Annotated in this window: 26 protein-coding genes and 1 riboswitch; of the genes, 14 read left to right on the top strand and 12 right to left on the bottom strand. The window is 71.8% G+C overall.

Translation table 11 applies throughout. The features are described 5' to 3' along the window. From ABZ848_RS43965 to ABZ848_RS43980, 4 genes are read right to left on the bottom strand one after another with little or no spacing between them, the layout of a single operon-like run. Positions 1–681, bottom strand: a complete 681-nt coding sequence (locus ABZ848_RS43965; protein ID WP_360841226.1) for a DUF6286 domain-containing protein — start codon at positions 679–681, stop codon at positions 1–3. Continuing rightward, positions 678–1,061, bottom strand: coding sequence for an Asp23/Gls24 family envelope stress response protein (locus ABZ848_RS43970; RefSeq protein ID WP_360841227.1), 384 nt, complete (start codon positions 1,059–1,061; stop codon positions 678–680). Before ABZ848_RS43970 ends, ABZ848_RS43965 begins: the two co-directional genes overlap by 4 nt. Next, positions 1,058–1,243, bottom strand: coding sequence for a hypothetical protein (locus ABZ848_RS43975; protein ID WP_360841229.1), 186 nt, complete (start codon positions 1,241–1,243; stop codon positions 1,058–1,060). Before ABZ848_RS43975 ends, ABZ848_RS43970 begins: the two co-directional genes overlap by 4 nt. A gap of 37 nt (positions 1,244–1,280) precedes the next feature. Further along, a complete protein-coding gene (locus ABZ848_RS43980; RefSeq protein ID WP_360841230.1) occupies positions 1,281–1,778 on the bottom strand; it encodes an Asp23/Gls24 family envelope stress response protein in 498 nt (165 codons plus the stop codon). Between the two features lie 88 nt (positions 1,779–1,866). Here ABZ848_RS43980 and ABZ848_RS43985 point away from each other — a divergent pair, with 88 nt between their 5' ends. Continuing rightward, a complete protein-coding gene (locus ABZ848_RS43985; protein WP_360841232.1) occupies positions 1,867–2,577 on the top strand; it encodes a nucleopolyhedrovirus P10 family protein in 711 nt (236 codons plus the stop codon). A gap of 4 nt (positions 2,578–2,581) precedes the next feature. Here the strand turns inward: ABZ848_RS43985 and ABZ848_RS43990 are convergent, their stop codons facing one another. From ABZ848_RS43990 to ABZ848_RS44000, 3 genes are all read right to left on the bottom strand, one after another. Beyond that, positions 2,582–3,385, bottom strand: coding sequence for an enoyl-CoA hydratase/isomerase family protein (locus tag ABZ848_RS43990; RefSeq protein WP_360841234.1), 804 nt, complete (start codon positions 3,383–3,385; stop codon positions 2,582–2,584). 122 nt (positions 3,386–3,507) lie between these two features. Continuing rightward, positions 3,508–3,726 (bottom strand): helix-turn-helix domain-containing protein, encoded by a 219-nt coding sequence (locus ABZ848_RS43995; RefSeq protein WP_019758351.1) that lies wholly within the window; start codon positions 3,724–3,726, stop codon positions 3,508–3,510. 323 nt (positions 3,727–4,049) lie between these two features. Then, on the bottom strand, positions 4,050–5,648 hold the full coding sequence (locus tag ABZ848_RS44000; protein WP_360841236.1) for an ABC-F family ATP-binding cassette domain-containing protein: 1,599 nt from the start codon (positions 5,646–5,648) through the stop codon (positions 4,050–4,052). A 156-nt stretch (positions 5,649–5,804) separates the two neighbouring features. On the opposite strand from ABZ848_RS44000, the gene ABZ848_RS44005 reads away from it, so the two are divergent. Then, positions 5,805–6,695 (top strand): neutral zinc metallopeptidase, encoded by an 891-nt coding sequence (locus tag ABZ848_RS44005; protein WP_360841238.1) that lies wholly within the window; start codon positions 5,805–5,807, stop codon positions 6,693–6,695. 4 nt (positions 6,696–6,699) lie between these two features. Here ABZ848_RS44005 and ABZ848_RS44010 read toward each other — a convergent pair whose 3' ends face one another. The 3 genes from ABZ848_RS44010 to ABZ848_RS44020 all read right to left on the bottom strand — a co-directional run bounded on the left by ABZ848_RS44010 (position 6,700) and on the right by ABZ848_RS44020 (position 10,328). Then, on the bottom strand, positions 6,700–8,109 hold the full coding sequence (locus ABZ848_RS44010; RefSeq protein ID WP_360841240.1) for a hypothetical protein: 1,410 nt from the start codon (positions 8,107–8,109) through the stop codon (positions 6,700–6,702). 169 nt (positions 8,110–8,278) lie between these two features. Beyond that, a complete protein-coding gene (locus ABZ848_RS44015) occupies positions 8,279–9,397 on the bottom strand; it encodes an alpha/beta fold hydrolase (RefSeq protein WP_360841242.1) in 1,119 nt (372 codons plus the stop codon). A 199-nt stretch (positions 9,398–9,596) separates the two neighbouring features. Next, positions 9,597–10,328 carry a class II aldolase/adducin family protein gene (locus tag ABZ848_RS44020; protein WP_360841243.1) on the bottom strand — a complete coding sequence of 244 codons (732 nt, stop codon included), beginning with the start codon at positions 10,326–10,328 and terminating at the stop codon, positions 9,597–9,599. 196 nt (positions 10,329–10,524) lie between these two features. Between ABZ848_RS44020 and ABZ848_RS44025 the strand changes: the two genes are divergently transcribed. From ABZ848_RS44025 to ABZ848_RS44045, 5 genes are all read left to right on the top strand, one after another. After that, positions 10,525–11,274 carry a lysozyme gene (locus ABZ848_RS44025; RefSeq protein WP_360841244.1) on the top strand — a complete coding sequence of 250 codons (750 nt, stop codon included), beginning with the start codon at positions 10,525–10,527 and terminating at the stop codon, positions 11,272–11,274. A gap of 108 nt (positions 11,275–11,382) precedes the next feature. Then, entirely contained in the window at positions 11,383–12,615 is a 1,233-nt protein-coding gene (locus ABZ848_RS44030; protein WP_360841245.1) for an inorganic phosphate transporter, read from the top strand. Between the two features lie 33 nt (positions 12,616–12,648). Next, the gene (locus ABZ848_RS44035) at positions 12,649–12,876 is read left to right on the top strand and encodes a hypothetical protein (protein WP_360841247.1); all 228 of its coding nucleotides are present in this window, start codon (positions 12,649–12,651) and stop codon (positions 12,874–12,876) included. Positions 12,877–13,118: 242 nt separating this feature from the next. Then, positions 13,119–13,976, top strand: coding sequence for a helix-turn-helix transcriptional regulator (locus ABZ848_RS44040; protein WP_360841249.1), 858 nt, complete (start codon positions 13,119–13,121; stop codon positions 13,974–13,976). Between the two features lie 24 nt (positions 13,977–14,000). Beyond that, complete coding sequence (locus tag ABZ848_RS44045) at positions 14,001–14,447, top strand: hypothetical protein (protein ID WP_360841251.1); 447 nt, start codon at positions 14,001–14,003, stop codon at positions 14,445–14,447. Between the two features lie 253 nt (positions 14,448–14,700). On the opposite strand, the gene ABZ848_RS44050 is transcribed toward ABZ848_RS44045, so the two are convergent. Then, positions 14,701–15,069 carry a DUF397 domain-containing protein gene (locus ABZ848_RS44050; protein WP_360841253.1) on the bottom strand — a complete coding sequence of 123 codons (369 nt, stop codon included), beginning with the start codon at positions 15,067–15,069 and terminating at the stop codon, positions 14,701–14,703. 98 nt (positions 15,070–15,167) lie between these two features. Further along, a riboswitch (cobalamin riboswitch) is annotated at positions 15,168–15,310 on the top strand. Between the two features lie 99 nt (positions 15,311–15,409). On the opposite strand from ABZ848_RS44050, the gene ABZ848_RS44055 reads away from it, so the two are divergent. The 7 genes from ABZ848_RS44055 to cobI are packed head-to-tail and all read left to right on the top strand — an operon-like array spanning position 15,410 to position 26,218. Then, complete coding sequence (locus tag ABZ848_RS44055; protein ID WP_360841254.1) at positions 15,410–16,351, top strand: cobalamin biosynthesis protein; 942 nt, start codon at positions 15,410–15,412, stop codon at positions 16,349–16,351. After that, positions 16,348–17,856, top strand: a complete 1,509-nt coding sequence (locus ABZ848_RS44060) for a cobyric acid synthase (protein WP_360841256.1) — start codon at positions 16,348–16,350, stop codon at positions 17,854–17,856. The genes ABZ848_RS44055 and ABZ848_RS44060 overlap by 4 nt, the downstream gene beginning before the upstream one ends. Then, positions 17,853–21,533 carry a cobaltochelatase subunit CobN gene (gene cobN / locus ABZ848_RS44065; protein WP_360841257.1) on the top strand — a complete coding sequence of 1,227 codons (3,681 nt, stop codon included), beginning with the start codon at positions 17,853–17,855 and terminating at the stop codon, positions 21,531–21,533. The genes ABZ848_RS44060 and cobN overlap by 4 nt, the downstream gene beginning before the upstream one ends. Continuing rightward, a complete protein-coding gene (locus ABZ848_RS44070; protein ID WP_360841259.1) occupies positions 21,530–23,521 on the top strand; it encodes a putative cobaltochelatase in 1,992 nt (663 codons plus the stop codon). Before cobN ends, ABZ848_RS44070 begins: the two co-directional genes overlap by 4 nt. Beyond that, entirely contained in the window at positions 23,521–24,120 is a 600-nt protein-coding gene (cobO, locus tag ABZ848_RS44075) for a cob(I)yrinic acid a,c-diamide adenosyltransferase (protein ID WP_360841261.1), read from the top strand. The genes ABZ848_RS44070 and cobO overlap by 1 nt, the downstream gene beginning before the upstream one ends. Next, positions 24,114–25,463 (top strand): cobyrinate a,c-diamide synthase, encoded by a 1,350-nt coding sequence (locus ABZ848_RS44080; RefSeq protein WP_360841262.1) that lies wholly within the window; start codon positions 24,114–24,116, stop codon positions 25,461–25,463. The genes cobO and ABZ848_RS44080 overlap by 7 nt, the downstream gene beginning before the upstream one ends. After that, complete coding sequence (gene cobI, locus ABZ848_RS44085) at positions 25,448–26,218, top strand: precorrin-2 C(20)-methyltransferase (RefSeq protein ID WP_360841264.1); 771 nt, start codon at positions 25,448–25,450, stop codon at positions 26,216–26,218. The genes ABZ848_RS44080 and cobI overlap by 16 nt, the downstream gene beginning before the upstream one ends. A gap of 11 nt (positions 26,219–26,229) precedes the next feature. Here the strand turns inward: cobI and ABZ848_RS44090 are convergent, their stop codons facing one another. Next, entirely contained in the window at positions 26,230–26,964 is a 735-nt protein-coding gene (locus ABZ848_RS44090; protein WP_360841265.1) for a ZIP family metal transporter, read from the bottom strand. Positions 26,965–26,987 lie beyond the last annotated feature (23 nt).

Consider the following 26,987-nt stretch of genomic DNA (forward strand, 5'->3'; position numbering starts at 1 on the left):
TCACCCCTTCCGTCCGGGACGCCGTACATGGACCGTCAGCGCGGGCTCCCGGGCCAGCCCCAGTCCCCTGATCGCGTCGGTCAGGGTGGCGTTCAGGTCGGCGCGTACGTCGTCCACCTCGCGGAAGTGCGAGGCGGCGTACACGTCGGCGCGGGAGCGGCGCATCCGGACCCGTACCGACTGGACGCCGGCGACCTCCATGGCGCGGTCGCGCAGTACCAGCGCGGCGGCTTCCCGGTACAGACCGGCGCGTACGTCGATCTGGGTGCGGCGCATCGGCAGGACGGAGCGCAGTCCGGGCGTCGTGGCGAGGACGATCAGCCAGACGCCGAGGACGACGGCGACGCCCGCGCCGACCAGCACCCAGGTGTCGTCCAGGGGCCGTTCGGCGAGCTGGTGGGCGAGTTCACGGCGCCACTTCATCGCGGGCCGGTTCGCCCGTACGGCCGCGATGTCGTACAGGAAGGTGCCCGCGACGGCGAGCAGCAGGACCGCCACGACGGCCGCGGGGACGCGGCGCGCGGACCAGAAGCGGCCCTGGTCGCCGTCCTGCCCGGCCGGCGGCGGCCCGTAGGCCGGTTCGTACGTGGGTTCCCGTACGGGTGGTTCCTCTGCGGGTGCCTGCCGTTCGACGACCGGCAGCCGCTGTGTGGTGCCCTCGGAGCCCTGGGACTCGCTCATCGCGTCCTCCGGTGTGCCGCGCCGTGCGCCGGGATCAGATGCAGCCGCTCCACGTGGACGGCGACCTCCGGCACCTCCATGCCCACCAACGCGCGTACCCGCAAAGCGACATGTCGACGCACATCGGCGCAGCGGGCGCCGATGTCGCAGGGGTAGTCGAGTTCGAGATGGAGGCGGACGTGCACGGTGTCGTGGTGGACGACCACGGTGGCCTGGGGGCGTGCGGTGTCCGCGGACTGGTCGGCGAGCCGCTCGCGGGCCGCCTGGCCGGCGATCTTCGCGACGACCCGGTCGGCGATCCTGGTGGCGCCGCGCTCGCCGGGCGCGACGCCGGCCAGGGGTCTGCGCAGCTCACCGACCCCCTCGCTCACCGATGTCACCGCCGACGGTCGTCACGCGTACGGAAGAAGTCGCCGAGGTCCAGGTCCCCCTCCAGGAACCGGCCGACGACGAAGCCGATGGCGCCCAGGGCGGCCACCAGCAGGAAGGCCCCGAAGCCGCCGAAGTAGCCGGCGAAGCCCAGGGCCATTCCGGCGATCATGCCGACCACGGCCATGTTCATCGTGCGCTCCCCTCACGGTTGTCCGCTCGCCGGCCGGTCACTGGATCCGGGGCTCCGGCTCCTCGTCCTCTTCCTCCGGCAGCTTCACATCGCTCACGGCGATGTTGACCTCGACGACCTCGAGGCCGGTCATGCGCTCCACGGCCGCGATCACGTTCTCGCGCACGGCCCGGGCCACGTCGGCGATCGAGACGCCGTAGTCGACCACGACCTCCAGGTCGAGCGCCGTCTGCACCTCGCCGACCTCGGCCTTCACACCGCGCGTCACGGACTTCGATCCGCCGGGCACGCGGTCGCGCACCGCTCCGAAGGTGCGGCTGAGTCCGCTGCCGAGGGCGTGCACGCCGAGCACGTCCCGTGCGGCCAGCCCGGCGATCTTCTCCACGACCCCGTCGGCGATGGTCGTGCGGCCCCGGGTGCCGGGGTCGCCTCCGCCGCGCCGGGTCACCTGTGCCTTGCGGGTGGCGGGTGCGTCGGGAACCTCCTTCTCGCCTCCGGGGGCCCTCGTCCGGTTCTGTTCCGTCATATCGGTCATCGCCGTACGTCCCTTCCGGTTCGTCGTCCTTGAACCACCGTAAGTGGGGTTGCCCTCCGGCGCGCCGGGGATGCGGCAGGCTGGAGGAATGACGGCTGAGCAATGGACCTACGCGGCGGTGCGGCATCGGCTGGGGCTCGGCAGACTGCTGCCGCTGGGCGGCGCGCACGACGGCGCGTGGATCACGGAGGAGGCGGCCGAGACGGTGCTCCGGCGCGCCTGCGAGGAGCTGCGCGGGCCGCGCCTCGACGCGCTCCGCATCTCCCTGGCCGACCCGGAGGACGCGCACGACCCCGTCGTACCACCACCGCCGAGCGCTCTGCCGCCGGGGCCGCTGCGGATCGCGGCGGAGTTCGCGGCCACGGCGGCCGAACCGCTGCCGGAGACGGCGGCTGTGCTGCGCGCGACGCTGGCGGCCGCGGCGGAAGAGCTCGGCCTGACGGTGACGGAGATCGACCTGCGGGCGACGGCTCTGCTGGACGAGGAACCGGAGCCGGTTCCGGTACGGCCGCCCGAGCCGCCGCGCGCCGCGGAGCCGGGCGACGAGGACGAGCGCCGGGCGGCGTCCGCGGCCCTGATGGTCCCGGGGGTCGCCCAGCTGACCCGTGGCCTCGGCCGCGCGGTGCAGATCGAGGAACGGCAGGAGGAGGGCGCCCTGCCGCACCGCCACGCGCGCGTCGAGGTGGCGGTCGAGGCGGACCACCGGGCCGTGGAGGTGGCCCGGCGGGTCCGTACCGCGGTCGCGGAGGCGCTGCCGGGTCAGCCGACGGTGGCGGTCCTGGTGACGTCCGTCGGCTGAAGGGTCACTCGCCGAGACCGGCGAGGTCCCGCAGCCGCCGGGCCTGCGCGGCCCGCTCGGCGGCGCGCTGGTCGTCGTACGAACGCCCCTGCGCCCCGCGGATCAGCGCCTTGGTCTCGATCACGGCGTCCCGAGGCGCCGCGAGGATCGCCGCGGTCAGGTCCTTCACGGCCGCGTCGAGCTGGTCGGCCGGGACGGCGATGTTGGCGAGGCCGGTGTTCACCGCCTCCTCGGCCTGGACGAAGCGGCCGGTGATGCAGATCTCCAGCGCGCGGGCATAGCCGAGCAGCCCGACGAGCGGGTGCGTGCCCGTCAGGTCCGGCACCAGGCCGAGGCTGGTCTCGCGCATGGCGAACCGCACGTCGTCGGCGACGACGCGCAGGTCACAGGAGAGCGCCAGCTGGAAGCCGGCGCCGATGGCATGCCCCTGGACGGCGGCGATGGACACGAGGTCGCTCCGGCGCCACCAGGTGAAGCCTTCCTGGAATCCGGCGATGCTCGCGTCGAGTTCACCGTCGCTGCTGCGAGCGAGGTCGATGAAGGTCGGCTCGCCCTCGATTCCCTCGGGCGTGAACATCTGCCGGTCGAGCCCGGCCGAGAAGGACTGCCCCTCGGCACGCAGCACGACGACGCGGACGGACCCCGGCAGAACCCGCCCGGCCTCGGCGAGCGCACGCCACAGGGCGGGGCTCTGCGCGTTGCGCTTGGCCGGGTTGGTCAGGGTCACCGTGGCGATCGCGTCGTCGACGGTGAGCCGTACGCCGTCCTTGTCGAGTACCGGACCGAGGTCCTTCGCGGGCGTGGCCATGGAAGCCTCCGATGAGTGCGGTCAGCAGAGCAAAACTACTAGCTAAGCGACTGCACAGTAACCACCCGGCCGATTGGACAACCGACCGGGTGGCCACCATCGAAGCCGATGGCCGCCCGCGATCAGCCTGCGGCCTTCTTGCCCCGCGTCGCCCCGCCACGCCCACGCAGCGTGACGCCGGACTCGCTGAGCATCCGGTGTACGAAGCCATACGAGCGGCCGGTTTCCTCGGCCAGCGCCCGAATGCTCGCACCGGAGTCGTACTTCTTCTTCAGGTCTGCCGCGAGCTTGTCGCGCGCGGCGCCGGTTACCCGGCTGCCCTTCTTCAGAGTCTCGGCCACCCGTGCCTCCTCATGGGAAGTGCGCTCTGGTCTCCTCATGATCACCCCTCCCGGGCTTCATGGCCACCCATTCGGCAAGGTCCGTGAGACAGGGTTTTGACGACAGGAGCGCGCCCCCACAAGCGGAACCTGTAATTCCACCATGCGGCGTTCGTACCGCCGAACGGGTTCTTTCGCGAAGTACCAGGTCAGGGATGCGAGACGGCCGAGCCCTTGTCGATAAAGGGCTCGGCCGTGAAATGGATGTAGGACACACCTCGGTACGAGGAGATCTCACACAGATGATGGATCACCGATAAGCCGAATGATCCATACGCCGTTGATCAAGCCAGGGCGACGAGATCCGCGTAGTCGGCGCCCCACAGGTCCTCGACGCCGTCCGGGAGCAGGATGATCCGCTCCGGCTGGAGCGCCTCGACGGCGCCCTCGTCGTGGGTGACCAGGACGACGGCGCCCTTGTAGGTGCGCAGCGCGCCGAGGATCTCCTCGCGGGAGGCCGGGTCGAGGTTGTTCGTCGGCTCGTCGAGGAGCAGGACGTTCGCCGAGGAGACGACCAGGGTGGCCAGGGCGAGCCGGGTCTTCTCGCCGCCGGAGAGGACGCCGGCCGGCTTGTCGACGTCGTCGCCGGAGAACAGGAAGGAGCCGAGCACCTTGCGGACCTCGACGAGGTCCATGTCGGGGGCGGCCGAGCGCATGTTCTCCAGGACGGTGCGGTCGGCGCCGAGGGTCTCGTGCTCCTGGGCGTAGTAGCCGAGCTTGAGGCCGTGGCCGGGGACGACGGCGCCGGTGTCCGGGGTCTCGACGCCCGCGAGAAGCCTCAACAGAGTCGTTTTTCCAGCACCGTTGAGACCGAGGATGACGACCCGCGAGCCCTTGTCGATGGCCAGGTCGACGTCGGTGAAGATCTCCAGCGAGCCGTACGACTTCGACAGGCCCTCCGCGGTGAGCGGGGTCTTGCCGCAGGGCGCGGGCTCGGGGAAGCGCAGCTTGGCGACCTTGTCCTGCATCCGCACCGCCTCAAGGCCCGCGAGGAGCTTGTCGGCGCGCTTGGCCATGTTCTGCGCGGCGACCGTCTTGGTGGCCTTGGCGCGCATCTTGTCGGCCTGGGAATGCAGGGCGGCGGCCTTCTTCTCGGCGTTCTGCCGCTCGCGCTTGCGGCGCTTCTCGTCGGCCTCGCGCTGCTGCTGGTAGAGCTTCCAGCCCATGTTGTAGATGTCGATCTGGGCGCGGTTGGCGTCCAGGTAGAACACCTTGTTGACGACCGTCTCGACGAGGTCGACGTCGTGGGAGATCACGATGAAGCCGCCGCGGTACGTCTTCAGGTAGTCCCGCAGCCAGATGATCGAGTCGGCGTCGAGGTGGTTCGTCGGCTCGTCGAGGAGCAGGGTGTCCGCGTCCGAGAACAGGATCCGGGCCAGTTCGATACGGCGGCGCTGACCGCCGGAGAGCGTGTGCAGCGGCTGGCCGAGCACCCGGTCGGGCAGGTTCAGCGCGGCGGCGATGGTGGCGGCCTCGGCCTCGGCGGAGTAACCGCCCTTGGTGAGGAACTCCGTCTCCTGGCGCTCGTACTGCCTGAGGGCCTTCTCCCGGGTCGCGCCCTGGCCGTTGGCGATCCGCTGTTCGTTCTCGCGCATCTTGCGGATCAGTACGTCGAGGCCGCGGGCGGAGAGGATGCGGTCGCGGGCGAGGACGTCGAGGTCGCCGGTGCGGGGGTCCTGGGGGAGGTAGCCGACCTCGCCGGAGCGGGTGATGGTGCCGGCGGCGGGGATGCCCTCGCCGGCGAGGCACTTGGTGAGCGTGGTCTTGCCCGCGCCGTTACGGCCGACCAGGCCGATGCGGTCGCCCTTGGCGACACGGAAGTTGGCGGACTCGATGAGGACTCGGGCGCCGGCGCGCAGCTCGATACCGGTGGCGGAGATCACGGACAGACTCCAGGGCGTGTGTATGACGGTTGTGGGCGGCTGAGGACGTTCCCGCCGTCTAATGCGCGAGGAGAATGGCCATGGGCCAAGTCTAACGGGGGCGTGCAAGGACTTTTCCGGGGTGCGGGTGCCGGGGCCGTGGATCACGATGACGGCATGCAGTTCGACGACGACGCCAAACTGGACACCTCCGAGGTCCAGGACGTGCGCGGCAGCCGGGTCCCCGGCGGGAGGGCGACCGTCGGCGGTGGGGTCGCCGCGCTGATCGCGCTGGTCCTGGGGCTGCTCTTCGGCGTTGGGCCGGACCAGCTGGGCCTCTCCTCCGGCTCGGACGAGTCCGCGGCGACGGCCTCCTCGCCGGCGCAGGTCCAGCAGGCCTGCCGTACCGGACAGGACGCGAACACGAAGGACGACTGCCGGATGGTGGCGGTGGTCAACAGCGTGCAGGACTACTGGGACCAGGAGTTCGCGCGCCGCAGCGGCAGCTACTCGCGCTCGCCCACGGTCTTCTTCAGCCGGCAGGTCGGTACGGCGTGCGGTGCGGCGACCAGCGCGGTGGGGCCCTTCTACTGCCCCGGCGACCGCAAGGTCTATCTGGACCTCGGCTTCTTCGACGAGCTGCGGTCGAAGTTCGGCGCGAGCGGCGGCGCCTTCGCGCAGGCCTATGTCGTCGCGCACGAGTACGGACATCACGTGCAGGACCTGATGGGCACGCTGAGCCGCTCCCAGGACGGGCGCACGGGCGCGAACAGCAACGCGGTCAGGGTCGAGCTGCAGGCGGACTGCTACGCCGGGGTGTGGGCGCACCACGCGACCACGACGAAAGACGAGTCGACCGGGCGGCCCCTCATCACCAGCCTCACCACCGCCGACATCACCGACGGCCTGGACGCGGCGGCGGCCGTGGGCGACGACCGCATCCAGGAGCGGTTCCAGGGCCGGGTGACGCCGGAGACCTGGACGCACGGCTCGGCGAAGCAGCGGCAGCAGTGGTTTTACACCGGGTACCGGACCGGGGACATGGCCCGCTGCGACACCTTCCGCTGACTCCTCAGCTGCCGCCCGTGTGCACCTGGAAGGCCGCCCTGCGGACCGCCTTCGCCAGGGCGGGGTCGGGGTGGGCCGCGGCGAGGGCGACCAGGACCTGGACGGTGCGGGGGTGGCCGACGGCACGCACCTCGTCCAGGAGCATCGGCACGGTGGGCTGCACCGCGGACTCCAGGTGCCGTACGAGCATCGGGGCCTCGCCGTGGTCAGTGACCGCGGCCGCCGTGTCGACCCACAGCCAGGTGGCCTCTTCCCGGGTGAGCACCTCGTGGGCGTCCTCCGGGTCGATGCCGTCGTGCTCCGCCAGCCAGAGCAGGGCGTACGGCCGCAGGGTGGGCTCGTCGGCGACCGCGCGGACGTCCGGCTCGGCGGGGGCGCCGACCACGCGGAGCGCCTCGAAGGCGAGGCCGCGCAGCAGGGCGTCGTCGCCGCGGGCGGCGTCGATGAGCTCGCTGACGGCGCTGGAGACGGTGCGGGCGGCGAGCCAGGCGCGGTACTCGGCGCGGGCCGCGTTCGGGCGCAGCTGGGCGCAGCCGCGGAGCATCTCCTCGGCGGCGACCTCGATGTTGCCGGCCGGGCTCTGCGCGGCCACGCAGATCTGCTCCAGCTTGACCCACACCGCCCAGCTGCCGAGCGGGGTGAGGGTGGCCTGCGCCGCGTCGTAGGTGAGGGCGCCGACGGAGGCGAGGGCGTGCAGGGCCCATTCGAGGAGGGGCGCGAGGGGGGCGAGCGGCACGTCGCTGGGATCGGGCTGCTCGACGGGCTCGGGCTGGGGGCCGTACGGGATCTCGCAGCGCTCCGTGCGCAGTTCGGTGACCCGCTGCTCCAGGAGGTCCAGGAGCTGTTCGACCGGGACCGGCCCGGCGGACAGCTGGAGGAAGGAGAGCACCTGCGGCATGGCCGAGACGACCTCGGCGACGGCGGCGGGCTCGTGGTCCGCGGGCTCGGGGTGAGCGAGCGACCAGGCGTCGAAGAGGGCGACCCAGCCGCGCAGTACGGCGCTGTCGTCGCGGTCCCAGGCGCGCAGCCGCCAGCCGGGGCGGGCGCTGTCGCCGTGCACCTCGACGAGGCCGGCGAGCCGGGCGGTGTCCCAGTCGGCGCGGACCTGAGCGGCGGTCAGGCCCAGGTCGGCGGCGGCCCGTTCGGCGGTCGCGTCGGAGAGGGTGGCCTTGCCGTCGGCGGTGGCGCCGTCCCGGCCCGGGCCGAGCGAGGCGTCGGCCCAGTGGGCGACGCGGGCGGCGGCGGCCAGTACGGAGCGCGCCATTCTGGCCAGCTCCGCGGGTGCCGGTGTGCCCTCCGGAGGGCGGGGTGCGGCGCGGCGCGGGCGCCGCTGGTTCACAGCTGAGGGGGCGGCGGCCAGGGGTCGCGGGCGGACGAGTCGAAGCCTGGAGTCGCGCGGGATACGGGACGTCACGGGTGCAGTCTTCCGGTTGACGGTCCGAAAACCCAAACGGAATGTCACGGGGGGCGACGGGACTGGCCAACGCCGGGCCCTTGAGGGGGCCTCGGGGACGGGTTCAGGCCAGCGGTTCGGCATTAAACGGAATCAGGGCGACCGTCCAGTCCGGCGTCGCCGCGGGCGCTCACATCAGGGGGGTCAGGAAGCGTCGCAGGGCCTCTTCGTACGCCTTCGGGTCGGCGTTCCACATGGCGCCGTGCGGGGCGTCACGGACGGTGTGGAGGGCGACGAGGTTCGGGCGGGCTTCGGCAAGGCGGCGGGAGTACGCCCAGGGGGCGAGGTGGTCGTCGGGCCCGTGGAAGATCAGGGTCGGGACCGTCACATGGGTCGCCTCGGAGATGCGGTCTCCCTCCAGGCCCGTCCTCCCCTGCGCGGCCCTTACGGCGAGCGGCAGCAGGGCGCCCGGGGTGCGGCGGGCCGAGGCCAGGGCGCGCAGGGTGGTGGGCCAGCTGAGCACCGGGGAGTCGAGGATCAGCCCGGAGACGCGCTCGCGCAGCCCGGAGTGGGCGGCGGCGCGCAGCGCCATGGTGGCGCCGGTGGACCAGCCGTACAGGACGACCTCGTCGGCGCCGTGCTGGACGGCGTGGCGGATCGCCGCGTCCAGGTCGCGCCACTCGGTCTCGCCGAGGTGGTTCAGGCCGTCCGGGGAGCGGGGGGCGCCGGGGTCGCCGCGGTAGGCGAGGTCGAGCACCGGGAAGCGCTGCTCGTGCAGGAACTCCATGACGTTCATGGGGTGTTCGCGGGTCGCGCCGAGGCCGTGCACGGTGATCACCCAGGTGTCGCGCAGGCCGGGCACGAACCAGGCGGGCAGGGCGCCGAGTTCGCCGAGGATCTCGACGTCCCGGTGGCCGAGGCCGAGGGCGGTGCGCGGGGTGCCGACGTGGGTGTTCGGGGTGAGCCACACCTTGTCGCCGGGTTCGAGGGCGCCGGTCGTGACGCGTTCCAGACGGCGTACGACGGTGTCGGCGGAGTGGCTGGCGGCGCCGAGGACGGGGCCGACGACCGCGTGGGTGCCGGCGCCGGTGAGGCCGTACACGCCGGGGCGCAGGGCGGCCAGGTCGCGGGTGAGGGCGATCTGGCCGGCGGCCGTGGCGTGCACGGTGAGCCGGGGTTCGGTGGGCAGGGGCCGGCCCGGGGGCGCCTTGAGTGCGGCGTCGCTCGCGAACCGGCCGGCCGCCACGGAGGCTGCGCCGGCGGCCAGGGCTACGGTGACGGCGGCGGCCGTCGCTTTGACAGTGCGCACCCGTCCAGTGTCCTGGCCGAGGGCGCGACCGGCCAGCGGGAGGGAGGGGTCGGGTGAAGCGGCCGGGTTCGGGGGTGCGGGGAAGGTGGGCACCGCCGGGCAGGAGCGTCATGGCTGAGCGCCGTTGCGGCGGGAAGACGGGGCCGATGGTTGATGGGGCGACGACAAAGACGCGGGCGACGGATGCCGGGGCGGCAGTTCAGCGGCGCTGCCCGTACCCCCGTAGCTTCTCCCCCGCCTCCTCCACCTGGTCCCTCGACAGCAGGTGCGGGGACATTCCCGGTACCGATGTCGCCGTCAGCCACAGGTGGCACATCCACTCCAGCTGGGCCGTGCGGTCGTAGGCCTGGTCGAGGGTCGTGCCATACGCCATCGTGCCGTGGTTCTGGAGGAGGCAGGCCGTGCGGTCGGTGAGGGCGCGGAGCATGTTCTCGGCCAACTCGTCGGTGCCGTAAGTCGCATAAGGGGCGACTCGGACGGGTCCGCCGAGGGCGCCGGCCATGTAGTGGATCGCCGGGAGCTCGGGGACGAGGGTCGAGACGGCCGTCGCGTGCACGGCGTGGGTGTGGACGACCGCGCGGGCGTCGGTCGTGCGGTACACGGCGAGATGCATGGGCAGCTCGCTGGTCGGGGTCAGCGTGCCGAGCAGCTGCCGTCCGTCGAGGCCGACGCCCGTGATGTCGTCCGGCGCGAGCCGGTCGTACGGCACGCCCGAGGGCGTGACCAGCACGGTGTCGCCGACGCGCACGGAGACGTTGCCGGAGGTGCCGACGACCAGCCCGTCGGACACGGTGCGGCGGGCGGTCGCGACGAGCACCTCCCAGGCGCGCGCCTCCTCGGGGAGCGCACCCCTCCCCCACCCCTCGGGCACATCCTGTGCGCCCTCCCCGGCATCCCGCCCGTCCCGCTGGTCCCGCCGCTGCTCAGCCATGCCGCGATCCTGCCAGGGGCGCCCCCAAGTCGCCGTGGGGCGGGCGCACTTTAGGGCGGAGGGCACACTTCCGGCAGAGGACATCAGCTGACATATCACCCTCTTCTCATGCTTGGCCGGAGATCAGCGAGCATTCGGCGATCTTCCAGTAATCTCCCCGTGATTTCTCGTGCACGTCGCCATTCCGGGGGGAAACATGGCCCGTGATCGCAAACCGTTACGCCGCCGCACGCGCGTGATCGCCGTCGCCGTCGCGGCGCTCACCGCCGGGGGGACCGTCCTCGCCGAGCTGCCGGCCTCGGCGGCGAGCCTGCCGAAGGGACACGACGTCTCCTCGCACCAGAAGAACGTCGACTGGTCCAAGGCGAAGGCCAAGGGCGCGAAGTTCGTCTACATCAAGGCGACCGAGTCCACGAACTACAAGAACCCCTACTTCGGCCAGCAGTACAACGGCGCCCGCAACGCCGGCATCGTCCGCGGCGCCTACCACTTCGCCCTGCCGAACAAGTCGTCGGGCCGGACGCAGGCGGCGTACTTCGTGCACAACGGCGGGGCCTGGACCGCGGACGGCTGGACGCTGCCGCCCGCGCTCGACATCGAGTACAACCCGTACGACAAGAAACACAAGTGCTACGGGGTCAGCAAGGCCGGCATGGTCAACTGGATCACCTCGTTCAGCAACGAGGTGAAGCGGCTCACCGGCCGCCGCCCGGTGATCTACACGACCGCCCACTGGTGGAACACGTGCACCGGCGGCAGCCGCGCCTTCGCCGCCAACCACGCGCTGTGGATCGCGCGGCACGACTCGGCGGACGCGGGGGCACTGCCGGCCGGCTGGTCGTTCTGGACCTTCTGGCAGTACGACAACAGCGGGAGCCTGCCGGGTGACCAGAATCTCTTCAACGGGTCCCTGAGCCAGCTGAGGAAGTTCGCACGGGGCTACTGAGCCTTCCGGCCCACTTCGGACACCACGAAGCCCACCCCAGTTCACCTTCCGTTTACCCAGGTTACGTACGTTCATCCGGCCAATGACCTCGAACGATTGCCTGGGTAAATGGAAAACTTCTCGCTGATCCTCGCGATTGTGGTGGTGACCGCACTCGCGTTTGATTTCACGAACGGTTTCCACGACACCGCCAACGCGATGGCCACGACCATCTCGACCGGTGCGCTCAAGCCCAAGGTCGCGGTGGCCATGTCCGCCGTGCTCAACCTTGTGGGTGCCTTCCTCTCCGTGGAGGTCGCCAACACGATCTCCAAGGGTCTCGTCGACGAGACCGGCATACGTCCCGAGGTCATATTCGCCGCCCTGGTGGGCGCGATCCTCTGGAACCTGGTGACCTGGCTGGTGGGCCTGCCCTCCAGCTCCTCGCACGCCCTGATGGGCGGTCTGATCGGCGCCACCATCGCCTCGGCGGGCATGGGCGCGGTCCACGGTGACGTACTGGTCACCAAGGTCCTGATCCCGGCGCTCGCCGCCCCGATCGTGGCGGGCGTCGCCGCGATGCTGGCGACCCGCCTCTCCTACACCCTCGGCAGGAAGGCCGACGGCAAGGCAGCGGCGAAGGGCTACCGCGCGGGCCAGATCGCCTCGGCGGGCCTGGTCTCCCTCGCGCACGGCACCAACGACGCGCAGAAGACGATGGGCATCATCACCCTCGCCCTGGTCGCCGGCGGCGCCGTCGCCCCCGACTCCGACCCGCCCACCTGGGTCATCCTCTCCGCGGGCCTGGCCATCGCGCTCGGCACCTACCTCGGCGGCTGGCGCATCATCCGCACCATGGGCAAGGGCCTGACCGACCTCCAGCCGCAGCAGGGCTTCGCCGCCCAGACCAGCGCGGCGACGGTCATCCTGGCCTCCTCGCACCTCGGCTTCTCCCTCTCCACCACGCACTCCGTCTCCGGTTCGGTGATGGGCGCGGGCCTGGGCCGCAAGGGCGGTGTGGTCCGCTGGTCCACGGCGACCCGGATGTTCGTGGCGTGGGGCCTGACGCTCCCGGCGGCCGCCCTGGTGGGCGCGCTGGCCGAGTCGGTCACCGACCTCGGCGACTGGGGCACTGCGGTCGTCGCCGTCTTCCTCATCGCCTCCAGCGCCGCGATCTGGAAGATCTCCCGCCGCGAGGTCGTCGACGCGTCGAACGTCGTCGACACGGAGGAGCCGGCCGGCGTGGTCACCACGGCGATCGCGGCCGTGACGCCGCCGCCCGCGGGCACGGTCGCCGAGGACCTGACGGCCACGATCCCCGCCCCCACCGCGGCCCCGGCCACCCCGCCGGCCGCCGTCTGAGCCCCGCGCACCGGTAACGAAGGAATCACCAGCATGAGCATCGACTGGTCGGCCCTGGCCTCCGTCTTCGGCGTCAGCCTCGCGGTCACCGTGGGTCTCGTCGCCCTGTTCACCCTCGGCGTCATGGGCCTCTCCCACCGCGAGCGCGCGGCGGCCCAGGGCAACTCCGCGACCCTCGCGGCCACCGGCGCGTACGTCTGCTTCGCGGGGTGCGCGGCGGCGGTGGCGTACGGCATCAACCTGATCATGGCGAAGGGCTGAGCCCTCGGCCGTACCACCACTCCACACCGTTCCGCGGGGCGGGGAAGCACACATCGACGCTTCCCCGCCCCTTTCGCATGTCCGGATCAGACATGGCCGACCGCCACGATCGGATCGCCGCATCGGTGAAAAATGTCGAAGTGACATGTGTCGAATCGAGCACATCCACCTGGTATCGTCGAATCGATCCCAGCGTTCCGCCAGCCCACACATCGGCCTAGACGCGAAGAAACGAGAGCAGGATGCCCCGCTCATTGGATCCGAGCCTGAACCGCCGCAAACTGCGCATCGAGCTGCGCAGAGCGCGGGAGAAGGCCGAGTTGACTCAACGTGAGGCAGCCGACGCTCTGGAGTGGTCGCTCTCCAAGATCATCCGTATCGAGGCCGGCACGGTCAGTCTCTCGGTCACCGACCTGCGGGCCCTGCTCACCGGGTACGGGGTGACGGACGCTCAGCTCATCGCCGAACTGGAAGCGGCGGCCCGTGGCTCCAAGGGGCAGAGTTGGTGGACGCCCTTCGCCGACGTACTGAACCCGGCGTTCACTCAGTACCTGGGGTACGAGAGCGCCGCGGACACCGTACGCACGTATCACGCCATCGTCGTCCCGGGCTTCCTTCACACCGAGGACTACGCGGAGGCGCTGCTCGCCCCGCAGGCCCCGCAGGAACGCGTGCGCCGCGTGGTGGAACTGCGCACGGCCCGCCAGGACCGGCTCTTCGAGGGCGACGACTCCCCCGAGCTGACGTTCGTGGTCGACGAGGCGGCCCTGCGCCGCCGGATCGGCACACCCGCCGTGATGCGCCGTCAGCTGCAGCACATCAAGAAGATGACGGAGCACCCTCGGGTGACCATCCAGGTGCTGCCCTTCAGCGCGGGCGCCCACTACTCGACGCTCGGCAGCTTCATCCTGCTCGGCTTCAAGGACGACGACGACCTGCTGTGGCTGGAGCACGCGACGGGGCAGATCGCCGTCCGGGACGACCACGAACTCATCGCCCGGTACCAGGAGTGCTTCGCCCTGCTCACCGACATGGCACTCAAGGGGGACGACGCCGTCGCCCTGATCGACGACGCGGCTCGGGACTTCGGCACCAGTTAGGCCATGAGCCCTACGGGAGGGGCGATGGGGCGGCTTACCGAACGACTTACTGCATCAATGCGGTCCCGGGGACGTGAACGCTTCGAACCGACGGCAGAGGCCGATGTGCCTCTTGAGGAGCCACAGCGCATCGATTCGCTGTCGGACAACGAGTTACTCGACCGCGTCACCGACCACGATCCGAAGACCGAGAACTTCAAGGCCATCCGTGATGCCGAGAGCAGTCAGCGCATCGCGGAGGACCAGGCGTTCTCCAGAACCGCGATCCAGCGCTTCTCCGCTGCGACACTGTGCATGGTCGCGGTCATACTCTCGCTGAGCTTTCTCTGCTATGCGGCTCGCGGCATCCACCTGTCGATACCGAGGCCGGTGGCAATCGCTCTCGGACTGGCCGCCACAAGTGCCCTCAGCGCGGTCGGTGTCGCTCTCGGCCGCTTCCTGCGGCGCCCGGGCCGGGGCGGGCAGGAGTGAAGTGCACGAGGCGGCGGACCGGATCAAGGCCGTATCCCCAGCCCACACCACCGGCCAGGGCAACAGTCAGCGCCACCACTCCCCAGACGATCAACTTGTTCCTGGTGCCGTCCGCCAGAAGCGAACTGGCCGCTCCCGCCACGCTCGCCACCAGACCGCACATCACGCAGTACCTCGCGAGGACAAGCCCGTCAGTACGGTGTGTCCTCCGGCGTCCGCTGTCGCTCCACATCTCGCTCCCCTCCCAAGTCGGTCACATCCGCTCGCCGTTGCCGAGGGGGCGGGATCTGAGCCCCACGAGAAACAACTGCCAGGGGCCCTGCCGGAGACGGATGAGTGCGGAGCCCGTCGGATCCTTCGTGTCGCGGACCAGTACTCCTCCCGAGACGACGGCAACCCCTACGCAGGTGTCACCGTTCAACGAATGGGTGCTGATCCGCCACGCACTCTCGGACGGTCCCCCGTCGACCACACCGACCTCCTCGACTCGCGAGTCAGCGCCTCGAAGGTGTCTGCGGATGCCGGCAAACGTAGCGTCGCCACACACAGCCGCACAGGCCCCCCGCGGAACGGGCCGTAAACGCCCTCCGCCACTCGCCCTACCGCTCGCCGGATTCTCCACTTCAGTCTAGAGAGACCTGACCGGGTCGGCCAGTGACCGAACCGGCCCCCGTGTGGGCCTCAGCACACTCCCCCGTCGCAGGTCAACGGCAAGTTGACTGCCGTTCGGGGGCGTGGTGGACTGCCGGGGCCATGTACGGCGGCAAGGGAGGAAGCCGGTGCGAGTCCGGCGCGGTCCCGCCACTGTCACCGGGGTAGGTAGCCCCGGGAGCCAGGAACTCCCACCGCCGGTCTCGTCGAACCAGGGCGTGGACACCCTGAGTGAGGACATATCGCCATGCGCGGCTGCCTGTTGAGCGTCAACGCCCGAGCGCTGCCCGATCCCACGGCCGGCTGAGCCGATGCGTGCCGATCGCGTCTTCGCGTACGGCGCCGCCGCCGGGCTCGTCGGGGATCTGCTGCTCGGTGATCCGCGCCGGGGGCATCCCGTCGCCGTCTTCGGGCGGGCCGCGGGCGCCGTGGAGAGGGTGTTGTGGCGCGACCACCGCGGGTGGGGCGCGCTGCACACCGCCGTGTGCGTCGGCGGGGCGGTGGGGCTCGGTGCCGTCGCGGAGAGAGTCGTACGGCCGTCCCGTACCGCTTCCGTCGCGCTGACCGCCGCCGCCACCTGGGCCGTTGTCGGCGGGACTTCGCTCGCGCGTGAGGCCCGGGCCGTCGGGCGGGCCCTGGAGGCCGGGGACGTCGAGGGGGCGCGGGCGCGGCTGCCGCATCTGTGCGGGCGGGATCCGCAGGCGCTGGACGCCGACGGGATCGCGCGGGCCGTCGTCGAGTCCGTCGCCGAGAACACCTCGGACGCCGTCGTCGGGGCACTGGTGTGGGGGGCCGTCGGCGGGGTGCCGGGGCTGCTCGGCTTCCGTGCCGTGAACACGCTCGACGCCATGGTCGGGCACCGGTCGGCCAAGTACCGGCGGTATGGGTGGGCTTCGGCCCGGCTGGACGACGTCGCCGGCTGGCCGGGGGCACGGCTCACCGCCTCGCTCGCCACGGTCGCGGGCGACGACCCCCGGGGCGCGGTACGGGCCTGGCGCACCGACGCCGCCAAGCATCCGAGCCCCAACGCCGGGCCCGTGGAGGCCTCCTTCGCGGGCGCGCTCGGCGTGCGGCTGGGCGGGACGCTGTCGTACGGCGGGCGCGTCGAGCACCGGCCCGTGCTGAACACCGAGGGGCGCGCCGTCGCCGTACAGGACATCGAGCGGGCGGTACGGCTCTCCCGGCGCGTCGGTCTGCTCGCGCTCGGCGTCAGTGTCGCCGCGCGGCTGCTGGTGAAGGGACGTACGAAATGAGCGGGGGGCTGCTCGTCGCCGGGACCACCTCCGACGCGGGCAAGAGTGTCGTCACCGCGGGGATCTGCCGGTGGCTGGTACGGCAGGGGGTCAAGGTCGCGCCCTTCAAGGCGCAGAACATGTCCCTGAATTCGTTCGTGACCAGGGAAGGTGCCGAGATCGGGCGGGCGCAGGCCATGCAGGCGCAGGCCTGCCGGATCGAGCCGACCGCGCTGATGAACCCCGTGCTGCTCAAGCCGGGGAGCGAGCAGAGCAGTCAGGTCGTGCTCATGGGGAAGCCCGTGGGCGAGCTGAGTGCGCGCGGCTATCACGGGGGGCGGCAGCAGCAGTTGCTCGGGACCGTGCTGGAGTGCCTCGCCGAGCTGCGGGGCACGTATGACGCGGTGATCTGTGAGGGGGCGGGCAGTCCGGCCGAGATCAATCTGCGCCGGACCGACATCGTGAACATGGGGATCGCCCGGAGCGCCGGGCTGCCCGTGCTCGTCGTCGGCGACATCGACCGTGGCGGCGTCTTCGCCTCCTTCTTCGGGACCGTCGCGCTGCTGTCGCAGGAGGACCAGCGGCTTGTCACCGGGTTCCTCGTCAACAAGTTCCGGGGGGACGTCTCCCTGCTGGAGCCCGGGCTCGACATGCTGCACGGGCTCACCGGGCGGCGGACGTACGGGGTACTGCCCTTCCGGCACGGGCTCGGCATCGACGAGGAGGACGGACTGCGGGTGTCGTTGCGCGGGACCGTCCGGGAGTCCAACACCGCCCCGCCCGTCGGGGAAGACGTGCTGCGGGTCGCCGTCTGCGCGATCCCCCTCATGTCCAACTTCACCGACGTCGACGCCCTGGCCGCCGAGCCGGGTGTGGTCGTGCGGTTCGTCGACCGGCCCGAGGAACTCGCCGACGCCGATCTCGTCGTCATCCCGGGGACCCGGGGGACGGTGAGGGCCCTTGAGTGGCTGCGGGAACGGGGACTTGCCGACGCCCTGGTCCGCAGGGCCGCCGAGCAGCGGCCCGTGCTCGGCATCTGCGGCGGCTTCCAGATCCTGGGTGAGCACATCGAGGACGAGGTCGAGAGCCGGCGGGGGCGGGTGGAGGGGCTCGGGGTGCTGCCCCTGAGGGTGCGGTTCGCCCCCGACAAGATCCTTACCCGGCCGGAGGGGGAGGCACTCGGGGAACGGGTCGAGGGGTACGAGATCCATCACGGGGTCGCCGAAGTGACCGGTGGCGAAACCTTCTTGGACGGGTGCCGGGTCGGGCAGACCTGGGGCACCCACTGGCACGGCTCGCTGGAGTCGGACGGGTTCCGGCGGGCGTTCCTGCGGGAGATGGCGGCCGCCGCGGGCCGCCGTTTCGTACCGGCCCCCGACACCTCGTTCGCCGCGCTGCGCGAGGAGCAGCTCGACCGGCTCGGCGATCTCATCGAACAGCACGCGGACACGGACGCGCTGTGGCGGCTCATCGAGTCCGGCGCGCCGCAAGGACTGCCTTTCATTCCACCGGGAGCGCCCGCATGAGCACAGTCTTGTTGTTGTCGACCGCCGACACGGATCTGCTGGCGGCCCGGGCCGCCTCCGGTGCCGACTACCGGATCGGCAACCCGACGCGCGTGGACGTCGAGGGCGAACTGCCCGCGCTGCTCGACGGCGCGGACATCGCCGTCGTACGGCTGCTCGGCGGCAAGCGCGCCTGGGAGGACGGGCTGGCCGCACTGAAGGTGTCCGGCGTACCGACCGTGCTGCTCGGCGGGGAGGCCGTCCCGGACGCGGAGTTGATGGCCGAGTCGTCGGTGCCGGCGGGTGTGGTCGCGGAGGCCCTGAAGTACCTCGTCGAGGGCGGGCCCGGGAACCTCGTGGAACTCGCGCGGTTCCTCTCCGACACCGTGCTGCTGACGGGCGAGGGGTTCGTCGAACCGCAGAAGATGCCGGAGTACGGCGTCCACGGCGAGCGGGAGTTCGTGGCGGGCCGGCCGACCGTGGGCGTGCTCTTCTACCGGGCCCATGAACTGAGCGGCAACACCGCCTTCGTAGACACCCTGTGCGACGCGATCGAGGCGCGGGGCGTCAACGCCCTTCCCGTGTACTGCGGTTCACTGCGCGGTGCGGACGCGGGGCTGTACGAGCTCCTCGCCAAGGCCGACTCCCTGGTCGCCACCGTCCTAGCCGCCGGCGGCACGCACGCCTCGCAGGCCTCGGCCGGCGGTGACGAGGAGGCCTGGGACATCGGGGCGCTCGCCGACCTCAACGTCCCTGTGCTGCAAGGGCTTTGCCTTACGTCGTCCCGGGCGGCCTGGGACGAGTCGGACGCCGCCCTCTCCCCCATGGACGCGGCGATGCAGGTCGCGATCCCGGAGTTCGACGGGCGGCTCATCACCGTGCCGTTCTCCTTCAAGGAGCAGGGTCCGGACGACGTTCCGGTGTACGTCGCCGACCCCGAGCGGGCCGCGCGGGTCGCCGGAATCGCCGTACGGCACGCTCGGTTGAAGCACAAGCCGAACGCCGACAAGAAGCTGGCGCTCGTCTTCACGGCGTACCCGACGAAGCACTCGCGGGTCGGCAACGCGGTCGGGCTGGACACGCCCGCTTCGGCGGTACGGGTGCTGGACGCGCTCCGGGATGCCGGGTACGTCGTCGAGCCACGCGACGGAGTCGCTCATGTGACCGTCCCCGACAACGGTGACGAGCTGATCCACCGGCTGATCAACGCCGGTGGGCACGACGTCGAGTGGCTCACCGAGGAGCAGCTGGCCGCCGCGCCCGCGCGGGTACCGCTCGCCGACTACCGGGCGTGGTTCGACAAGCTCGACCCCGAGCTGCGGGACGGGATGCTGGAGGCGTGGGGCGAGCCGCCGGGCTCCCTGTACGTCGACGGGGACGACATCGTGCTCGCGTCCCTGCAGTTCGGGAACGTCGTCGTGATGATCCAGCCGCCGCGCGGCTTCGGCGAGAACCCGATCGCGATCTACCACGACCCCGACATGCCGCCGTCGCACCACTACATGGCGGCCTACCGGTGGCTGGAGAACAGCTTCGGAGCCGACGCCGTCGTCCACATGGGCAAGCACGGCACGATGGAATGGCTGCCGGGCAAGGGACTTGGGCTCAGTGGCGGCTGCGCGCCGGACGCCGTCCTCGGGGAACTGCCGCTGATCTACCCGTTCATCGTCAACGACCCCGGCGAGGGCACCCAGGCCAAGCGGCGCGGGCACGCCACCGTCGTCGACCACCTCGTACCGCCGATGGCGCGGGCCGACACGTACGGCGACCTGGCCAAGCTGGAGCAGCTGCTCGACGAGTACGCGCTCGTCTCCGACCTGGACCCGACGAAGGCGCCTGCCGTGCGGGCGCAGATCTGGACGCTGGTCAAGGCGGCCGAGCTGCACCACGACCTACATGTGGACGAGCAGCCGGACGACGGTGACTTCGACGAGTTCGTCATGCACATCGACGGCTATCTGTGCGAGATCAAGGACGTGCAGATCCGGGACGGGCTGCACATCCTGGGCGGCGGGCCGGAGGGTGAGCCTCGGGTCAACCTCGTGCTCGCCGTGCTGCGGGCCTCGCAGGTGTGGGGCGGGCAGGCGAACGCGCTGCCGGGGCTGCGGTCCGCGCTGGCCGCTCACTTCGGGCTGGTCGAGAAGGAGTTGCTCGCCGAGCCGGGTGCCGGGGTGAAGGTCCCGGTCGAGCTGACGGATCTCGTCGAGGGGCCGTCCCGTACGGCCGCCGACGCGATCGACCTGCTGGAGCAGCTGTGCCGGCGGATCGCGGAGGGGATGGAGGAGCGGGGGTGGGTCACGGCCGAGAGCCGTGCCCTCGTCTCCGAGGTCCTCGGCACCGAACTCCCGGACGCCGTCGCGGTGTTGGAGTTCGCGTGCGACGAGGTGGTGCCGCGGCTGGCGCGGACCACCGACGAGATCGGCCACATCCTCAAGGCACTTGACGGCGGTTACGTCCCGGCGGGCCCGTCCGGCTCACCGACGCGCGGGCTGGTCAACGTCCTGCCGACCGGACGGAACTTCTACTCCGTCGACCCCAAGGCGATCCCGTCCAGGCTGAGTTGGGAGGTCGGCCAGTCCCTCGCGGACTCGCTGGTGCAGCGGTACCTCCAGGACACCGGCGAGTACCCGAAGTCCGTCGGGCTCACGGTCTGGGGCACCTCGGCCATGCGGACGCAGGGCGACGACATCGCCGAGATCCTGGCGCTGCTTGGCTGCCGGCCGGTGTGGGACGACGCCTCGCGGCGGGTGACCGGCTTCGAGGTCGTACCGCTGGCGGAGCTCGGGCGGCCGCGCATCGACGTCACCGTCCGGATCTCCGGGTTCTTCCGGGACGCGTTCCCGCACGTGGTCGGGCTGATCGACGACGCCGTGCGCGAGGTCGCCGAGCTGGACGAGCCCGTAGACCGCAACTTCGTGAAGGCGCACGCCGACGAGGACACCGCCGAGCACGGCGACCGGCGGCGCGCGACCGCCCGTGTCTTCGGCTCGAAGCCGGGCGCGTACGGCGCCGGGCTGCTGCCGCTGATCGACGCCCGCAACTGGCGCTCCGATGCCGACCTCGCCGAGGTGTACGCGGTGTGGGGCGGCTACGCGTACGGGCGCGGGCTCGACGGGCGGGCCGCACGCGGGGACATGGAGACGGCGTTCCGGCGGATCGCCGTGGCGGCGAAGAACGTCGACACCCGCGAGCACGATCTCGTCGACGCCGACGACTACTTCCAGTACCACGGCGGCATGGTCGCCATGGTCCGGCACCTGACGGGCGCGAGCCCGGAGGCGTACGTCGGTGACTCGGCGACCCCCGACCAGGTGAAGACGCGCACGCTCGGCGAGGAGACGCACCGCGTCTTCCGCGCGCGGGTGGTCAACCCGCGCTGGATGGCGGCGATGCGGCGGCACGGCTACAAGGGCGCCTTCGAGATGGCGGCGACCGTCGACTACCTCTTCGGGTACGACGCCACGGCCGGGGTCGTGGACGACTGGATGTACGAGAAGCTCAGCGCCGAGTACGTCTTCGCCCCGGAGAACCGGGAGTTCATGAAGAAGTCCAACCCGTGGGCGCTGCGCGGGATCACGGAGCGGCTCCTCGAGGCCGCCGAGCGCGGGCTGTGGGCCGAGCCGGACGCGGACACGCTGGAGCAACTTCGGGCCACCTACCTGGAGTTGGAAGGCGACTTGGAGGGCGACGACCAGTGACCACCCCCTTTCCCTTCACGGCCGTCGTCGGCCAGGACGACCTGCGGCTCGCGCTGCTGCTGAACGCCGTCTCCCCGGCGGTCGGCGGGGTGCTGGTGCGCGGCGAGAAGGGCACCGCCAAGTCGACGGCCGTGCGCGCCCTTTCGGCGCTGCTCCCGGAGGTCCGGGTCGTCCCCGGCTGCCGCTTCTCCTGCGACCCGGGGGCACCCGACCCGGCCTGCCCGGACGGGCCGCACGAGCAGGGGCCGGGGGCCAAACGCCCGGCCCGCATGGTCGAGTTGCCGGTCGGCGCCTCCGAGGACCGGCTCGTCGGCGCCCTGGACATCGAGCGGGCGCTGGCCGAGGGCGTGAAGGCCTTCGAGCCCGGACTGCTCGCCGACGCGCACCGCGGGATCCTCTACGTCGACGAGGTCAACCTCCTCCACGACCACCTGGTCGACCTGCTGCTGGACGCGGCGGCGATGGGCGCCTCGTACGTGGAGCGCGAGGGTGTGTCGGTACGGCATGCCGCCCGCTTCCTGCTCGTCGGCACGATGAACCCCGAAGAGGGCGAGCTGCGACCGCAGTTGCTCGACCGCTTCGGCCTGACGGTCGAGGTCGCGGCCTCCCGGGAGCCCGACCAGCGGGTGGAGGTCGTACGGCGGCGGCTCGCCTACGACGACGATCCGGCTGGTTTCGCCGCGCGTTGGGCGGACGAGGAGGCTTCGGTACGTCAACGGATCGTCGCCGCACGGGAGTTGCTGCCGTCGGTGCGGCTGGGTGACGGGGCGCTGCGGCAGATCGCGGCGACCTGTGCCGCCTTCGAGGTGGACGGCATGCGGGCCGACATCGTGATGGCGCGTACGGCGACGGCGCTGGCGGCCTGGGCCGGGCGGACCGACGTGCTCGCCGAGGACGTACGGCAGGCGGCGCTGCTCGCGCTGCCGCACAGGCGGCGTCGTAACCCCTTCGACGCGCCGGGGCTCGACGAGGACAAGCTCGACGAGACGCTGGAGGAGTTCGCCGAGCCGGAGGACGACGACGATCCGGATCCCGACGGCGGCGGACCGGACGGCGGCGGCGGGCAGCCGTCGCCCGACGCCGGGCCGCAGGACGGCGACACGGACGCGCGGCCCGAGGCCGGCGAGAACGGGCAGCCGCAGGCCTCGGGGGCCGGCGAGCAGTCCGCCGTACGGGCCTCCGAGCCGTTCCGCACCAAGGTGCTGAGCGTGCCCGGGATCGGGGAGGGTGCGGCCGGGCGGCGTTCGCGGGCGCGGACCGAGCACGGGCGGACCACCGGGGCCCGGCGGCCCCGCGGGGCGCTGACCAAGCTGCACCTGGCGGCGACCGTGCAGGCCGCGGCACCCCATCAGCGGGCGCGCGGCCGGTCGGGGCCGGGGCTGGTGGTGCGGCGGGACGATCTGCGGCAGGCGACCCGGGAGGGGCGCGAGGGCAACCTCGTGCTGTTCGTGGTCGACGCCTCCGGGTCGATGGCGGCCCGGCAGCGGATGAGCGCCGTGAAGGGGGCTGTGCTGTCGCTGCTGCTGGATGCGTATCAGCGGCGGGACAAGGTGGGGCTCGTGACCTTCCGGGGGTCGGCGGCCGATGTGGCGCTGCCGCCGACCTCGTCCGTGGACGCGGCGGCCGTACGGCTGGAGTCGTTGCCGACCGGCGGGCGTACGCCGCTCGCGGCCGGGCTGCTCAAGGCGCACGACGTGCTACGGGTGGAGCGGTTGCGGGATCCGGCGCGGCGGGCGCTGGTGGTCGTGGTGACCGACGGGCGGGCCACGGGTGGGCCCGAGCCGGTGGCGCTGGCTTCGCGGGCTGCCCGGCTCTTCGCCGCCGAAGGCGTCGCGTCCGTGGTCGTCGACTGCGAGTCGGGGCCCGTGCGGCTGGGGCTGGCCGGGCAGCTCGCGGGTGAACTCGGGGGCACGGCGGTCACCTTGGACGAGTTGCGGGCCGACTCGATCGCCGGGCTGGTCAAGGACGTACAGAGGAGGGCCGCGTAATGCCTCAGGGGCAGCCGAGTGTGGTGCCGGACGACGGGCTGACGACCCGTCAACGGCGTAACCGGCCGTTGGTGGTTGTGCACACGGGCATCGGCAAGGGCAAGTCCACCGCCGCCTTCGGGCTCGCGCTGCGGGCCTGGAATCAGGGGTGGCCGATCGGGGTGTTCCAGTTCGTGAAGTCGGCGAAGTGGAAGGTCGGCGAGGAGCGGGCGCTGCGCGTGCTCGGGGACTCCGGTGAGGGCGGGTCCGTCGACTGGCACAAGATGGGCGAGGGGTGGTCCTGGGTTCAGCGGGACGCCCAGATGGACAACGAGGAGAAGGCCCGGGAGGGCTGGGAGCAGGTCAAGCGGGACCTGGCGGCGGAGACGTACCAGCTGTACGTGCTGGACGAGTTCGCCTACCCGATGCACTGGGGTTGGGTCGACACCGATGAGGTGATCGACGTGCTGCGGAACCGGCCCGGCACCCAGCATGTGGTCATCACCGGGCGGAACGCTCCCGAGAAGCTTGTCGACTTCGCCGACCTCGTGACCGACATGTCCAAGGTCAAGCACCCGATGGACGCGGGCCAGAAGGGCCAGAGGGGCATCGAGTGGTGACTGCCGTACCCCGGTTGGTGATTGCCGCGCCGGCTTCCGGCAGCGGCAAGACCACCGTTGCCACGGGGCTGATGGCCGCGTTCGCCGCGCGGGGGCTCGCCGTGTCCCCGCACAAGGTGGGGCCGGACTACATCGATCCCGGGTATCACGCGCTCGCCACCGGGCGTGTGGGGCGGAACCTCGACGCGTACATGTGCGGGCCGGAGTTGATCGGGCCGCTGTTCGCGCACGGGGCTCGTGGGTGTGACATCGCCGTCGTCGAGGGTGTGATGGGGCTGTACGACGGGGCCGCGGGGGAGGGTGAACTGGCGTCCACCGCTCATGTGGCGAAGTTGCTGCGGGCGCCGGTCGTGCTGGTCGTCGACGCTTCGTCGCAGTCGCGGTCCGTGGCCGCGCTGGTGCACGGGTTCGTGTCCTGGGATCCGGAGGTGCGGGTCGGGGGCGTGATTCTGAACAAGGTCGCGTCCGATCGGCACGAGGAGCTTCTGCGGGAGGCGTTGGAGCAGGTGGGGGTGCCTGTTCTGGGGGTGCTGCGGCGGGTGGCGCAGGTGGACACGCCCTCGCGGCACCTGGGGCTGGTTCCGGTCGCCGAGCGGCGGGCCGAGGCCGTGGACGCGGTGGCGGCGATGGCGGCGCAGGTCGGGCAAGGGTGCGATCTGGAAGGGCTGTTGGAGCTGGCGCGGAGTGCGGGGGCGCTGTCCTGTGCCGCGTGGGAACCGCCCGCAACACCAGCAGGACAGCTAGCCGTCGTCGCTGTTGCCGGTGGTCAGGCCTTCACGTTCTCCTATGCGGAGCACGCCGAGCTGCTCACCGCCGCCGGCGCCGAAGTCGTCACCTTCGACCCCCTCCGTGATGAGCAACTGCCCGACGGAACCCAGGGGTTGGTCGTCGGCGGCGGTTTCCCCGAGGTCTACGCCGCCGAGCTGTCCGCCAACGAGCCGCTGCGCAAGGCCGTTGCCGCGCTCGCCGAGAGCGGTGCTCCCGTCGCCGCCGAGTGTGCCGGGCTGCTGTATCTGTGCCGTGAGCTCGACGGGCGGCCCATGTGCGGGGTACTGGACGCCACCGCACGGATGAGTGAGCGGCTCACCCTCGGCTATCGGGACGCCGTCGCCGTCAGTGACAGTGCGCTGGCCGTCGCCGGGACGCGGATGCGGGGGCACGAGTTTCATCGGACCGTCGTCGAGCCCGGCGCGGGGGCGGCTCCCGCCTGGGGGGTACGCGCCCCTGACCGGCGGGTCGAAGGTTTCGTGGAAAAGGGTGTGCACGCGAGTTATCTGCACACGCACTGGGCGGCCGAGCCCGGTGTGGCCCGTCGGTTCGTGGAGAGGTGCCGGACGTCATGAGCAGCAACAGCAGCAGGCTGATCGGGGTCGGGGTCGGGCCCGGCGATCCGGAGCTGGTGACCGTCAAGGGCGTCAACGCCCTGCGCGCCGCCGACGTCGTCGTCGTACCCGTGATGGCTGCGTTTGATGGAAAAGATGGCGGTGAGCGGGGGCGGGCCGAGGCCACCGTGCTGCACTATGTGCCCGCCGAGAAGGTCGTCCGGGTCGTGTTCGCGCTCAACGAGCGCAGTGACCGCGGGCGGCGGGAGGCCGCCTGGGACGCGGCCGGGGAGCGGGTCGCCGCGTTGCTGCGGGCCCACTCCGCCGTCGCCTTCGCGACCATCGGCGATCCGAACGTGTACTCCACCTTCACCTATCTCGCGCAGACCATCGCCGAGCTCGTGCCGGGGACGGTGGTCGAGACCGTGCCCGGGATCACCGCCATGCAGGACCTCGCCGCCAGGTCGGGGGCCGTGCTGACGGAGGGCACCGAGCCGCTCACGCTCGTGCCCGTCACCGCGGGGGCCGCCGTACTCAAGGACGCGCTCGCCGGGCCCGGCACGGTCGTCGCGTACAAGTTCGGTCGGCAGGCCGGTGAGGTCGCCGAGGCGCTGCGGGAGACCGGGCGGATCGGCGACGCGGTGTGGGGGTCGGCGCTCGGCCTCGACGCGGAGTCCATCCGGCCCGCCGCCGAGCTCGACGGCACCCCGCTGCCGTACCTCTCCACGCTCATCGCGCCCGCGCGGCGCGACGGCGGACGGGGCGGCAAGTTGTGACCGGCCGCAGCTCAGCCGGCCAGGCCGACGACCAGCCAGATGAACGCCGCCCCGGCGACCGTGCACAGCAGGGTCGAGCGGGCGGGGTGTTCGTGGTGGGCCTCGGGGAGGATCTCGGCCGCGGCCAGGTAGAGGAGTACACCGCCGAAGAGGCCGAGATAGCCGCCGAGCAGGCCCTCCGGGATGGTGACGAAGGCCGTCGAGGCGGCGCCGACCACCGGGGCCGCCGCGTCCGCGAACAGCATGATCAGCGCCTTGCGACGGGCGTTTCCGTACAGGCTCGTGATCGTGTACGTGTTGAAGCCGTCCGCGAAGTCGTGGGCGACCACGGCCAGCGCGACCGCCGTGCCCATGCCGCCGCCGACCTGGAAGGCCGCGCCGATCGCCACGCCGTCCATCGCGCTGTGGCCGACCATCGCGGCGGCTGCCGTCAGGCCCACCTCGGGCGCCCGGCTGTCGGCGTCGGTCTCCTCGCCGCCGTGCGCGGCCCGGCGGGCGGCGAGCAGGCGTTCGACCAGGTGGGCGAGGAGGAAGCCGGCCACGAACAGGAGCAGGGCCGCGGGTACGCCGAAGACCTCCTCGCCGGCCGCGTCCAGCGCCTCCGGCAGCAGATCCAGGCCGACCACGCCCAGCATCAGGCCACCGGCCAGTCCCAGGACCAGATGGCGACGGTCGGTCACGCGCTGTGCCGTCCAGCCGCCGGCCAGCGTCATCAGGAACGCGCCGAGCGCGACGAAGACCGCCATGGGGTCTTGTTATCCGATCGACC

This window comes from Streptomyces sp. NPDC047081 (genome assembly GCF_040643775.1).
In the GTDB taxonomy this organism is placed as follows: Bacteria; Actinomycetota; Actinomycetes; order Streptomycetales; family Streptomycetaceae; genus Streptomyces.